Source organism: Klebsiella sp. CN_Kp097 (assembly GCF_040064495.1).
GTDB lineage: Bacteria > Pseudomonadota > Gammaproteobacteria > Enterobacterales > Enterobacteriaceae > Klebsiella > Klebsiella aerogenes.
Genome location: NZ_JBEAIL010000004.1, coordinates 180061 through 192306 on the forward strand (window position 1 = coordinate 180061; position 12246 = coordinate 192306).

The following is a 12246-nucleotide window of genomic DNA, read 5'->3' on the forward strand; positions in this document are numbered from 1 at the left end:
TGATTGCGGAAATTACTACACGGAGGAAGCCTGCAATGTCTCAGCCAGACGCCATTATTCGTATTAAGAACCTGCGCCTGCGTACTTTTATTGGAATCAAAGAGGAAGAGATCGCCAACCGTCAGGACGTATTGGTTAATGTGGTGATTCACTATCCGGCCGATAAGGCTCGCGACAGCGAAGACATCAATGATGCCCTGAACTATCGCACCATTACTAAGCGCATCATCAGCCATATCGAGAATAACCGCTTCTCGCTGCTGGAAAAATTAACCCAGGATGTGCTCAATATCGCATGCGAACATCACTGGGTCACTTATGCTGAAGTAGAGATCGATAAACTTCACGCGCTGCGCTATGCCGACTCAGTATCAATGACCATGAGCTGGCGGCGCTAAAACGTTTGTAAGGGAGGCGGTATGAAAATCCTGCTCACTGGCGGTACCGGGCTCATTGGTCGGCATCTTATTACCAGGCTGCTGGAACCTGGGCACCAGCTCACGGTTTCCACCCGCAACCCTGAACGCGCGAAAGCCCGTCTCGATCCCCGCGTCACGCTGTGGCGCGGTTTCGAAGGGCAAAACAACCTCGATGGCTTTGACGCCGTCATTAACCTTGCCGGCGAACCGATCGCCGATAAGCGCTGGACGGCAGAGCAAAAAGAGCGCCTGTGCCACAGCCGCTGGGACATCACCCGGCAACTGGTCGCGTTATTTAAAGCCAGCGAAACACCACCCTCCGTGTTGATTAGCGGTTCCGCTACCGGCTATTACGGCGATCTCGGTGAAGTCGTGGTGACCGAGGAAGAGCCGCCGCACAACGAATTTACCCATAAACTTTGCGCCCGCTGGGAGCAAATCGCCTGTGAGGCGCAAAGCGATCGCACGCGCGTGTGCCTGTTGCGCACCGGCGTCGTATTAGCGCCGCGCGGCGGGATCCTGGCCAAAATGACGCCAGCGTTTAAGCTCGGCCTGGGCGGCCCTATCGGCGACGGTCGTCAGTATCTGGCGTGGATCCATATCGATGATATGGTGAACGGGATCTTGTGGCTGCTGGATAACGATCTGCGCGGCCCGTTCAATATGGTCTCACCCTATCCCGTACGTAACGAACAGTTTGCCCACGCGCTCGGCCACGCGCTCAATCGCCCGGCGATTTTCCGCGTTCCCGCCGCCGCCATTCGCCTGCTGATGGGAGAATCTTCAGTACTGGTGCTCGGCGGCCAGCGCGCGCTGCCTAAACGCCTGGAAGCCGCCGGCTTTAGCTTTCGCTGGTACGATCTGGAAGAGGCTCTGAAGGATGTGTTGAGCTAAGTCGATAAACGGGGAGCAATGGCTCCCCGTTCTCTTCCCTTGGGCGGAAGCCGCCTCGCAAATCGTTAATTCCTCGCTCTCCTTGCTACGCTTCTTGTGAAGCGCATTCCAACCGCAAAATTATTCTCCTGCCATAACGTCCTGACGAGGAATATACCCTCAAAAATCGTTGACAACCGTCAACACTCTTTTTATTCTGAGCAGGATTTGACGATGAAGGAACATCCGGACAAACATATCAGGAAGGCGATTGCCACGGCGCTGGCGCGGGGGTGGATATTGCTGCCTGCAGGTAAAAGCGCTCATTGCTTTGGCCGCCTCGTCTGCGGCGTGACTGAACACCGGGAACATATGATGAGCATTTGGTCGACGCCCGCCGTCCCTGAAAACCACGCCCGGCAAATAATCAGAATGGTCGAACGGTGTCCCATCCCGGCTACCGCGCGCATCATGCATAAGGAACGCAAAACGATGCCGATATTTAATTTTACGCTGACGCTGTCCGGCGTCACCAGTCAAACGCCAGGACTGGAAGATGCGCTCTTTGCCGCAGGCTGTAGCGACGCGCTGGTCTGCTTTTACGGTACTGCGGTCTACCTCGAGTTCGATCGCGAGGGCCAATCGCTGGAGCAGGCGGCTCTGTCCGCCATCCGCGATGTAGAAACCGCCGCCCTGCCAGATATCCGCGTGGAGTCCATCGATTCGACACTGGTCGGGCTGAGCGATATCGCCGAACTTATCGGCGTCTCCCGCCAGGCGATCGCGCTATTAAAAGAGGGCGCTCGCGGCAGCGGGCGGTTTCCCGGCCCCGTACAGCGCGTGAAGGGCAATTCCCCTCTCTGGCGCTGGAAATCCGTCGTTGAATGGTTAGTCGCGGAAAAGCGCATCGCCGCCGATTCGCCGATGGTGGCTAACGCCCTACTGCTTGATAGCCTCAACCTGGCGCTACAGCTTCGCCGTTCACCGGAAAATCACCGCGTGCAGCGCTACCTGCAAAGTCTGAGCGCCACGTCACCCACGGGCTGATTCGCGAGGGCGAGCATGTTACCCGGCACAGCATGGTGGTAAAGTAGGCTTTCGTTTTAGCTGATTAATTGCTTTATGACTACGATAACCACGCCCCGCCTGTTGCTTTCCCGCTTCACTCCGGCCGATTGGCCCTTTTTTCTGCGTCTGCGTCAGGACCCTGACGTCATGCGTTACATGGGTGAGGTGTTAAGCGAAACGGCGCTACGCAGCGTGTTTGAATCCCGCTGCGAAGATCCCGGCGTCTTTGTGTTGCGCGATTCTGCCGGCACGCCGCTGGGGGATATTGGTCTGCGCATCAGCGCGAAAAACCCGCACGAGGCCGACGTCGGCTACGCGCTACTGCCGCAAGCGCAGGGTCAGGGCTACGCCAGCGAAGCGCTCCGCGCGATTTGTGATTACGGCTTTACCACCCTTGGCATCCACGCCATTAATGCCTGGGTGCTGGGAGATAACCAGGGGTCGTCGCGGCTGCTGGAAAAGCACGGTTTTGTACGCATTCAGGTGCTGGAAAATGCTTACCACCTCAACGGCGTGGATTACGATGATTGGATCTACCGGCTGGAGCGTTAAGTCATTCCCGGCGAGCGAACCCGCCGGGATAGAGGCGATTACTTCAGTGAACCTTTAAGGAACTGCTGCAGGCGCTGGCTTTTCGGGTTGCCGAATAGCTCGTCGGGATGTCCCTCTTCTTCGATTCTTCCCTGATGGAGGAAAATCACGTGTGAAGAGACGTGGCGGGCAAAACCCATTTCGTGGGTGACGACCACCATGGTTTTCCCCTCTTCCGCCAGTTTTTGCATAATACGCAACACTTCGCCCACCAGCTCCGGATCCAGTGCCGATGTCGGCTCATCAAACAGCAGCACATCCGGCTCCATCGCCAGCGCCCGCGCGATGGATACGCGCTGCTGCTGACCGCCGGAAAGATGTACCGGATATTTGATCTGCTGGCGTTCATCGATACCGACTTTCGCCAGATACTTCACCGCCCGATCGCGCGCTTCCTGTTTGTTGAGGCCGAGCACCTGAATCGGCGCCTCCATAACGTTTTCCAGTACCGTCATGTGGCTCCACAGGTTGAAGTGCTGGAACACCATCGTCAGGCGCGTGCGCAGCAGACGCAGCTGGTTTTTATCCGCTACCTTCAACTGGCCGTCTTTATCGCGCACCAGGCCAATATTCTGTCCGTTGACGATAATCGTTCCTTCGCTTGGCTTCTCCAGAAAGTTGATGCAGCGCAGAAAGGTACTTTTACCGGAACCCGATGAGCCGATAATACTAATCACGTCTCCGGCCTTCGCTTTCAGCGAGACGCCTTTCAGCACCTCGTGCTCACCGTAACGTTTATGCAGATCGATAACGCTTAATTTATTGTCGGTCATGGCTTTCTCAGTGCGTCGAAGAGGGTTTGATATGCTGCAGCCAGCGCTTTTCCGCCTTGCGGAACAAGCTAATCAGCACATACGAAATAATTAAGTACAGTACCGCGGCGATGCCGAAAGCGGTAAACGGCTGATAGGTCGCCGAGTTAATATCACGCGCAATTTTCAGCAAATCCGGCACCGTGGCGGTAAACGCCAGCGCCGTCGAGTGCAGCATCAGAATGACTTCGTTGCTGTACGCCGGTAGCGCAATACGCAGTGCCGACGGCAAAATAATGCAGCGGTATAGCTTAACTGACGAAAAGCCGTAAGCCCGCGCAGCCTCAATCTCGCCCGGCGCCACCGAACGAATCGCCCCCGCAAAAATCTCGGTGGTGTAGGCGCAGGTATTTAAGGTCAATGCCAACACCGTACAGTTCAGGCCGCTGCGGAAAAACGCATTCAACAGATCGCTGCCTTTGACGATTTCCAGCGTATACATCCCGGAGTAAAACACCAGCAGCTGCACGTACAGCGGCGTCCCGCGGAAAATATAGGTAAACAGCCAGATCGGAAACTGAATGTATTTATTGCTCGATACGCGCCCGATGGCGAGAAACACCGCAAGGATACCGCCCATCACCACTGAAGCAATCAACAGCCACAGGGTGATCGCCACGCCGGTAAAACGGTAACCGTCGGTCCACAGCAGGGATTTCCAGTACTCCTGAATAATTTCAATCACAGGTCAGCCCTCTTCACACCCACGGAGTAGCGGCGTTCAAGCAGCAGCAGCACACCATTGGAAATCGTGGTAAACACCAGATAGATCGCCCCGCAGACGATAGCGAAATAGAACGGCTGCCAGGTGCTTTTGCCCGCCAGCTGCGTTGCCTTCACCACGTCTTCCAGACCGAGCAGCGACACCAGCGCGGTGGCTTTGAGAATCACCTGCCAGTTGTTGCCGATACCGGGCAGCGCATAGCGCATCATCGCCGGAAACAGGATACGGCGGAACGTCTGCCAGCCGCTGAAGCCAAATGCCGTCGCCGCTTCAATATGGCCTTTCGGCACCGCCAGAAACGCGCCGCGGAATGTTTCAGTGAAGTACGCGCCATAGATAAATCCGAGGGTGATAATACCGGCGATCATCGGATCAATATCAAATTGCGCCATGCCTAATGCATCGGTGATGCTGTTAAGGGCGATCTGTAGCCCATAGAAAATCAGCAGCATCAGCACCAGATCCGGCACCCCGCGGATCAGCGTGGTATAGCCTTCAAACACCAGCGCCATAGGCCGGTTAGCGGATAATTTCGCCCCCGCGCCCACCAGCCCAATAAGGACCGCGAGCACTACCGAGCTAAGCGCCAGCTCAAGGGTGACCAGCGCGCCCTGAAAAATAACCTGTGAGAACCCGTACAGCATGCTGTCTGCCCTGTCTGTCATCGATCGCCGCACGTGAAAACGCGTGCGGCGAGGTACTAACGATGATTAGTCGCCGTACACGTTAAAGTCGAAATATTTCTTCGCCAGCTTGTCGTAAGTGCCGTCTTTACGCATCTCGGCGAAAGCTTTATTTAGCGCTTCACGCAGTTCGGTGTCGTCTTTACGCAGGCCCATGCCGGTACCGACGCCAAACAACTTCTCATCCTTAATGGACGGGCCGCCAAACTGATAATCTTTGCCAATCGGCTGTTTGAGGAAACCTTCGCTGGCGGCGACCTCATCCTGGAACGCAGCGTCAATACGGCCCGCGGTCAGGTCGGAATAAATATTGTCCTGGCCCTGATAGGAGACAATTTCAATGCCTTTCGGCGCCCAGTGCTCGTTGCCGTAGGTTTCCTGAGTGGTGCCCTGCAGAACGCCAATGCGCTTGCCTTTCAGCTTGCTCAGGTCTGGCGTAATATCGCTGCCCTTTTTCACCACCAGACGGGAGTCAGCGGCATAAAGTTTGTCGGTGAAGGCAATTTCCTGCTGGCGCTTTTCGGTAATCGACAGCGAGGACATAATCGCATCGATTTTCTTCGCTTTTAACGAGGGGATCAGCGCATCCAGCGGGTTTTCAACGAAGGTACATTGGGTATTAATACGCTTACACAGCTCTTTCGCCAGATCGATGTCAAAACCGATCAATTGGCCCTGCGCATTCTTCGATTCGAACGGCGCATAAGTAGGATCGGTACCAATACGGATTTTCTGTGGAATAGCTGCGAATACCGTGGAAACGCTGGAAAGGGCCAGCGCCAAAGAAAGAGACAACGCCAGTTTTTTCATAATTATCCTCAACAGACTGTCATTCTAACGGGTTTATTAGAAGCACTTACGCCAGTTATCGTGCCATTATTCGCCCTGCCAAGGCAAAGCAAAATGCGCATGAAAGCAGATTTTTTTGCATCAGAAACGCTTAACTATGCATTTTATGAACAAAGAAAAACTGCTGTCGCCCCATTCTGGTGCAAGCTATCAACCGCTTGCACCTATCAAGGGCAACAATAACCGCGTCGCAATGGAGCGGCCTGGCATAACCAGACCGCTACAGTCTTAATCGCCGTAGACGTTAAAGTTGAAGTATTTCTTCGCCATTTTGTCGTAGGTGCCGTCTTTACGCATTTCACCCAGCGCTTTGTCGAAAGCGGCTTTCAGCTCGCCATCTTCTTTGCGCAGGCCGATGCCGGTACCATCGCCGAAGTATTTTTTGTCTTTAACGGAAGGACCGGCAAACGCGTAGTCTTTACCGGCAGGTTGTTTGAGGAAACCTTCACTGGCCGCGACTTCATCCTGCAGCGCCGCGTCAAGGCGCCCTGCGGCGAGGTCGGAATAGATGAGATCCTGGTTAGCATAGGCGACAACATCCACGCCCTGGCTGCGCCAGCGTTCATTGGCATAGGCCTCCTGGGTGGAGCCCTGCAGTACGCCAACATGCTTGCCTTTCAGCGACTCCAGCGTCGGCTGAATCGGCGAGCCTTTTGCGGCAATCAGTCGAGAGTCTGCCGCATACAGCTTGTCAGAGAACGCAATCTCCTGCTGCCGTTTTTCGGTAATCGATAGCGACGAGATAATTGCGTCGATTTTCTTCGCTTTCAGCGAGGGGATCAGCGCGTCAAAATCGCTGCCCACCCAGGTGCACTTCACCTTGATACGCGAGCACAGTTCATTGCCCAGATCGATGTCAAAGCCAATAAAGTTGCCCTTCGAATCCTTCGACGAGAAAGGCGCATAGGTGGTATCGGTGCCGATGCGGATACTTTGCGGCAGCGCCGCAGATACGCTGGCGGCGCTGCTGATTCCCATGATTAACGAGAGAGCCAGGATCGTCTTCTTCATAGAAAGCCCTTAAGTGTCGTGATGTTGTTATGTTGTGCGCTGTCTGGTTATGTATGTTGCCGACGGTTCTTGCAGGTTTTATGCCATTTTCCCGGTGCGTGCCGGTAACAGCGTTAAATTTGTTAATATAAAGTTGCAAGATTGTCTTAAGAGGGAAGATACCAGCATTGGCGGATAAACCGCAGCGGCAAAACGCAAAAAAACAAATTAAATGTCGAGGATTTGATCAGGACAACAAAAATGCACCAGCGGAAGGCAAAGGTAAATAAAATGCACCAAACAGGTGCATCATACTCCGCCTTGCCAGCGGGTAAACAGGTCCTGCGGCAGGTCAATATCAAACTGATCGATCACCCGGTTAACCGTCTGATTAATCACATCATCCAGCGACTGGGGACGATGATAGAATGCCGGTACCGGCGGCATGATCACCGCGCCCATTTCCGCCGCCTGCACCATTAAACGCAGATGCCCCAGATGGAACGGCGTCTCGCGTACGCAAAGCACCAGCGGGCGACGCTCTTTTAACACCACGTCCGCCGCGCGGGTCAGTAGACCATCGGTATAGCTATTGACGATGCCAGAGAGCGTTTTCATCGAGCACGGTAGAATGACCATCCCGCTGGTTTTAAACGAGCCGGAGGAGATGCTGGCGGCGATATCGCGCGCGTCATGTACCACATCGGCCAGCGCCTGCACTTCCCGCAGCGAGTAGTCGGTTTCCAGCGACAGCGTCTGACGCGCCGCCTGGCTCATTATCAGATGGGTCTCGACCTCCGCGACGTCACGCAATACCTGTAGCAGGCGTACGCCGTAAATCGCGCCGCTGGCGCCGGAAATACCGATAATGAGTCGTTTCACGATGTTATACCCCTTGCGCATAGTGCCGCAGACTTTGCCGGATTATAGTCCCCGACGCAACCTGGCGGGTAAAAATAAAAAGGCCCGCGGTCCTCGAAAGACGGCGGGCCAGCGACAAGTGACGAATTAGCCTTCGTTATGCATCTCTAAGTTTTCAACTTCGGTTTGCAGTTGGACCGCTTTCGCATCGTCGTTGCGCAGGGAATCAAGATAATCGAGATACTGTTGGTCTACGTCTTTGGTGACGTACACGCCGTTAAAGACCGAACACTCGAACTGCTGAATATCCGGGTTTTCTGCGCGCACCGCTTCGATCAGATCGTTCAGATCCTGGAAAATCAGGCCGTCAGCGCCGATGATCTGACGGATCTCGTCAACTTCGCGACCGTGGGCGATAAGCTCGTTGGCGGTCGGCATATCGATACCGTAAACGTTAGGGAAGCGAATTTCCGGCGCCGCGGAGGCCAGATACACTTTCTTCGCACCGGCTTCGCGCGCCATTTCGATAATCTGTTCAGAGGTGGTGCCGCGAACGATAGAGTCGTCCACCAGCAGCACGTTCTTATCACGGAATTCGGCACGGTTGGCGTTCAGCTTACGGCGCACGGACTTACGGCGCAGTTGCTGGCCCGGCATGATAAAGGTACGGCCAACATAGCGGTTTTTGACGAAACCCTGACGATAGGGTTTATCGAGGATACGGGCAATCTCCAGGGCGATATCGCAGGAGGTTTCCGGGATCGGAATAACGACATCGATATCCAGATCTTCCCACTCGCGGGCAATTTTCTCGCCAAGCTTCGTGCCCATGTTCACACGGGCGCTATAGACGGAAATCTTGTCGATAAAGGAGTCCGGACGCGCGAAATAGACGTATTCGAACAGGCACGGGTTACTGACCGGGTTTTCCGCACATTGACGGGTAAACAGCTGGCCTTTCTCGGTGATGTAGACCGCTTCGCCCGGCGCGACGTCGCGCAGAAACTCAAAGCCCAATGTATCCAGCGCCACGCTTTCGGAGGCGACCATATACTCGGTGCGGCCATCGCCGATATCGCGCTTGCCGAGCACCAGCGGACGAATACCGTTCGGGTCGCGGAAGGCGACCATGCCGTGTCCGATAATCATCGCCACGCAGGCGTATGCGCCGCGGATCTGGCGGTTCGTCGCGGCAATCGCGGCGAAAATGTTATCGGCTTCCAGCGGGTAATGACGGAAATTATCCAGCTCACTGGCAAAGATATTGAGCAGAATTTCGGAATCGGAGGTGGTGTTGATGTGGCGGCGTTTTTCTTCAAACAGCTTTTGACGCAGCTCGTGGGCATTGGTCAGGTTGCCATTATGGGCCAACGTAATGCCGTAGGGCGAGTTAACGTAAAAAGGCTGCGCTTCAGAAGCGCTGGAACTGCCTGCCGTTGGGTAACGGACGTGGCCAATCCCCATATTTCCCTGCATACGCTGCATGTGGCGCGCTTCGAACACATCGCTCACCAGCCCGTTAGCTTTACGCAAACGGAAGCAGTTATTTGCATCAATGGTGATGATGCCCGCGGCATCCTGCCCACGATGCTGAAGCACCGTTAACGCGTCATAAATCGACTGGTTTACCGGCATAACACCGGCGATACCGACAATACCGCACATACGTCTTTTCCTCGTTAAGCTACATCCCAACGCTTATGCTTTGGGCAAGAAACTTGACGAGCTCTGCAGATAGTCAAAGAACCATCTGATAACGAAACTGAACTGCGGGATAAGCTCAGACTTTTGCCAGTCTTCACTTTTTGCCATACCGGTGAAGCTATCGAGAAAGAACAGAATAGCGGAGACGATCAGCACGCCGCGCAGGGCGCCAAAACAGATCCCCAACACCCTGTCTGTTCCTGACAGACCGGTTTTCTCTACCAGAGCGCCTATCACATAGTTAACGATAGCGCCGACGATAAGCGTTGCGATAAACAATATCGCGATAGCAATCCCATTTCGGACCAGTTCGTCTTCAAAGCCCGTGAACCAGACAGCCAGGTAAGTGTAGTAATGACTGGCGACAAAGAAGGCACATCCCCATGTCACCAGCGATAACGCTTCACGAACAAAGCCGCGGATAAGGCTAACCAAACAGGAAAAACCAATTACCGCAATAATGGCGTAATCAATCCAGACCATATACATCCCACGATTTTACGCCCTGTCGTCCGGTTCGGGGCGCATTCTAACAGAAAAAGAAAACGTTTGCGTAGGGATTTCCGTGCCCTACAGAAATAAAAATGGCGCTGAAAAAACATTCAACGCCATACTGCCTGACGCCTCTTCAGGGCGTATCCGGCAAGGGTTTCAGCAGGTTAACCCGCCTGCCAGCTCGCCCAATCAGAGCGGGTGGGATTTTAATTCGGGCTATATCCCATAACCACGCCGCTCAGACCAGAAATCTGCTGCAGCTCGCCGAGTTGCCCCTTCAGCTTGTCTTTCGACGCATCCGGCCCCACCAGAATACGGGTAATTTTACCCTGAACCGGCGTGGATGGCGATGTCCAGGCTTTAAAGCCCGAGGAACGCAGCTTACCGACGATTTCGTTAACCTTATCGGCATTCTTCAACGCCCCCAACTGCACTACATAGGCTTTCCCGGTCGGCGCCGGAATCGCGGCCTGCTGCTGTTGCGGCTGCGGTTGCGTTTTGGCCGGAGGAGGCGTCTGCGCGACCTGCTGAGGCTGCGGTTTCTCAACCGGCTTCGGCTGTGGTTTCGGCTGCGGCTTGGCGGCCACCACCGGCTCCTGGACTTCATCGAAGCTATTGTTGTTTACCGGGACGCGCGACGGATCCAGCGACGGCGCCGCGGCGTCTCCCGCTCTCACCTCTTCCGCGGCGCCTTCCGGCGGCTGCGAAGGCAGCGCCTGAGTAGCCGCCGGCAGCATATCCGGCTCATCGCGATCGCCCGGCTTCGGCACCAACGGGATCGCCGCAAACTCATCCTGATAATGTTTTTTCTGGCCGTCGAGCAGACCCGGGAGAATAATTACCCCCAGCGCTACCAGTACAATCGTCCCGACTAAACGGTTCTGAAACTTACTCGCCACCGATTCTCCCCGCGTCTATCTCTTCCATTACATGCGCCACCGTGTGGAAGGAACCACACACCAGCACCGTATCTTCGGCTTTGGCGTCCGCCATAGCGGCATGCCACGCCTGCGCTACGCTGTCATAACGTTGGCCCGCGCGCAGATGCGCAATCAGCTGGGCCGCCGTGGCGCCGCGCGGCCCTTCCAGCGGCGCGCAGTACCACGCGTCTACTTCAGGCGCCAGATTCGCCAGGGTTCCGGCGATATCTTTATCATGCAGCATACCAATAACCGCCAGTACGCGCCCCGTTTTCGCTAAGCTTTTGAGACGCCCGGCGAGATAAGCCGCCGCGTGCGGGTTATGCGCGACATCGAGGATCACCCGCGGCGCGTCGCTGATAATCTGAAAGCGCCCCGGGAGCATGGCGTGATGAATGCCGTCGCGCAGCGCCTTTTCAGCGACGTTAAGCCCGCTGGCGCGCAGCGCCGCCAGCGCCGTCGCGGCGTTGGGCAATGGAACCTGCGGCAGCGGCAGCCCTGCCAACTCGCCCTGACCATCGGTAAAGTTCCATGACTGGTCTGTCACGCTATAACGCCAGTCATGGTCGCGGCGCAGCAGCGTCGCGCCCTTTTCATTCGCCACGTCGGCAATCGTCTGCGGCATATCGGGCTCGCCCACCACCGCCGGTTTACCGGCGCGGAAGATACCCGCTTTTTCACGGCCAATGCTTTCACGATCCGGCCCCAGCCAGTCGGTATGATCCAGCGCGATGCTGGTGACCACCGCGACGTCGGTATCGACGATATTCGTGGCGTCCAGGCGTCCACCCAGACCCACCTCCAGGATAACCACATCCAGCTGCGCCTGCTTAAACAGCCATAGCGCGGACAGCGTGCCAAATTCAAAATAGCTCAGCGAGATATCACCGCGCGCCGCTTCAATTTCGGCAAATGAAGCGGTATGCGCCGCTTCCGGCAGCTCAGCGCCCTGGATACGCACGCGTTCGGTATAGCGCACCAGATGCGGCGAACTATACACGCCAACTTTATAGCCCGCCGCCATCAGCACCGATTCCAGCGTTCGGCAGGTGGTGCCTTTGCCGTTGGTACCCGCTACTGTAAAGACAAACGGCGCCGGTTTTAGTATCGCCATCCGTCCGGCGACTTCGCTCACCCGCGCCAGTCCCAGATCGATGGCTTTACTGTGCAGATGCTCCAGATAAGAAAGCCACGTAGCCAGGGGCGACGTGGCCTGAGGAATAGGATCTTTTTCCATGATGTCCGCGAGAGTTAACG

At 55.6% G+C, this 12246-nt stretch carries 15 protein-coding genes and 1 pseudogene; 6 read left to right on the plus strand and 10 right to left on the minus strand.

The genetic code is table 11. From position 1 onward, the window contains the following. Positions 1 to 35: 35 nt before the first annotated feature. From folX to ABLV07_RS06460, 5 genes and pseudogenes are all read left to right on the plus strand, one after another. Positions 36 to 398 carry a dihydroneopterin triphosphate 2'-epimerase gene (folX, locus tag ABLV07_RS06440; protein ID WP_015365570.1) on the plus strand — a complete coding sequence of 121 codons (363 nt, stop codon included), beginning with the start codon at positions 36 to 38 and terminating at the stop codon, positions 396 to 398. A 21-nt stretch (positions 399 to 419) separates the two neighbouring features. Further along, positions 420 to 1313 (plus strand): TIGR01777 family oxidoreductase, encoded by an 894-nt coding sequence (locus ABLV07_RS06445; protein ID WP_032715039.1) that lies wholly within the window; start codon positions 420 to 422, stop codon positions 1311 to 1313. A gap of 213 nt (positions 1314 to 1526) precedes the next feature. Beyond that, a pseudogene (locus ABLV07_RS06450) lies at positions 1527 to 1775 on the plus strand (DNA-binding protein); the annotation flags it as partial. Between the two features lie 9 nt (positions 1776 to 1784). Beyond that, complete coding sequence (locus ABLV07_RS06455) at positions 1785 to 2339, plus strand: hypothetical protein (RefSeq protein ID WP_015365568.1); 555 nt, start codon at positions 1785 to 1787, stop codon at positions 2337 to 2339. A gap of 75 nt (positions 2340 to 2414) precedes the next feature. Next, entirely contained in the window at positions 2415 to 2912 is a 498-nt protein-coding gene (locus ABLV07_RS06460; RefSeq protein WP_020078234.1) for a GNAT family N-acetyltransferase, read from the plus strand. Between the two features lie 38 nt (positions 2913 to 2950). Here the strand turns inward: ABLV07_RS06460 and hisP are convergent, their stop codons facing one another. The 5 genes from hisP to argT form a co-directional block, all read right to left on the minus strand. Then, positions 2951 to 3724: a histidine ABC transporter ATP-binding protein HisP gene (gene hisP / locus ABLV07_RS06465; RefSeq protein WP_032708793.1), complete on the minus strand. Its 774-nt coding sequence runs from the start codon at positions 3722 to 3724 to the stop codon at positions 2951 to 2953. Positions 3725 to 3731: 7 nt separating this feature from the next. Continuing rightward, positions 3732 to 4448: an ABC transporter permease gene (locus ABLV07_RS06470; RefSeq protein ID WP_015365565.1), complete on the minus strand. Its 717-nt coding sequence runs from the start codon at positions 4446 to 4448 to the stop codon at positions 3732 to 3734. Then, positions 4445 to 5131, minus strand: a complete 687-nt coding sequence (locus tag ABLV07_RS06475; RefSeq protein WP_015365564.1) for a histidine ABC transporter permease HisQ — start codon at positions 5129 to 5131, stop codon at positions 4445 to 4447. The genes ABLV07_RS06470 and ABLV07_RS06475 overlap by 4 nt, the downstream gene beginning before the upstream one ends. A gap of 66 nt (positions 5132 to 5197) precedes the next feature. Next, complete coding sequence (hisJ, locus tag ABLV07_RS06480; protein WP_015365563.1) at positions 5198 to 5980, minus strand: histidine ABC transporter substrate-binding protein HisJ; 783 nt, start codon at positions 5978 to 5980, stop codon at positions 5198 to 5200. 267 nt (positions 5981 to 6247) lie between these two features. Beyond that, positions 6248 to 7030, minus strand: coding sequence for a lysine/arginine/ornithine ABC transporter substrate-binding protein ArgT (gene argT, locus ABLV07_RS06485; RefSeq protein WP_015365561.1), 783 nt, complete (start codon positions 7028 to 7030; stop codon positions 6248 to 6250). Positions 7031 to 7079: 49 nt separating this feature from the next. Between argT and ABLV07_RS06490 the strand changes: the two genes are divergently transcribed. Beyond that, the gene (locus ABLV07_RS06490; RefSeq protein WP_161798742.1) at positions 7080 to 7208 is read left to right on the plus strand and encodes a hypothetical protein; all 129 of its coding nucleotides are present in this window, start codon (positions 7080 to 7082) and stop codon (positions 7206 to 7208) included. A 110-nt stretch (positions 7209 to 7318) separates the two neighbouring features. Here the strand turns inward: ABLV07_RS06490 and ABLV07_RS06495 are convergent, their stop codons facing one another. The 5 genes from ABLV07_RS06495 to folC all read right to left on the minus strand — a co-directional run bounded on the left by ABLV07_RS06495 (position 7319) and on the right by folC (position 12226). Further along, positions 7319 to 7891, minus strand: coding sequence for a UbiX family flavin prenyltransferase (locus ABLV07_RS06495; RefSeq protein WP_020078233.1), 573 nt, complete (start codon positions 7889 to 7891; stop codon positions 7319 to 7321). A gap of 126 nt (positions 7892 to 8017) precedes the next feature. After that, positions 8018 to 9535, minus strand: coding sequence for an amidophosphoribosyltransferase (gene purF / locus ABLV07_RS06500; RefSeq protein WP_015365559.1), 1518 nt, complete (start codon positions 9533 to 9535; stop codon positions 8018 to 8020). A 33-nt stretch (positions 9536 to 9568) separates the two neighbouring features. Then, positions 9569 to 10057 (minus strand): colicin V production protein, encoded by a 489-nt coding sequence (gene cvpA / locus ABLV07_RS06505; protein ID WP_015706172.1) that lies wholly within the window; start codon positions 10055 to 10057, stop codon positions 9569 to 9571. 218 nt (positions 10058 to 10275) lie between these two features. Then, complete coding sequence (dedD, locus tag ABLV07_RS06510) at positions 10276 to 10968, minus strand: cell division protein DedD (RefSeq protein WP_015365556.1); 693 nt, start codon at positions 10966 to 10968, stop codon at positions 10276 to 10278. Next, positions 10958 to 12226, minus strand: a complete 1269-nt coding sequence (folC, locus tag ABLV07_RS06515; RefSeq protein WP_348853347.1) for a bifunctional tetrahydrofolate synthase/dihydrofolate synthase — start codon at positions 12224 to 12226, stop codon at positions 10958 to 10960. The genes dedD and folC overlap by 11 nt, the downstream gene beginning before the upstream one ends. Positions 12227 to 12246: the final 20 nt, after the last annotated feature.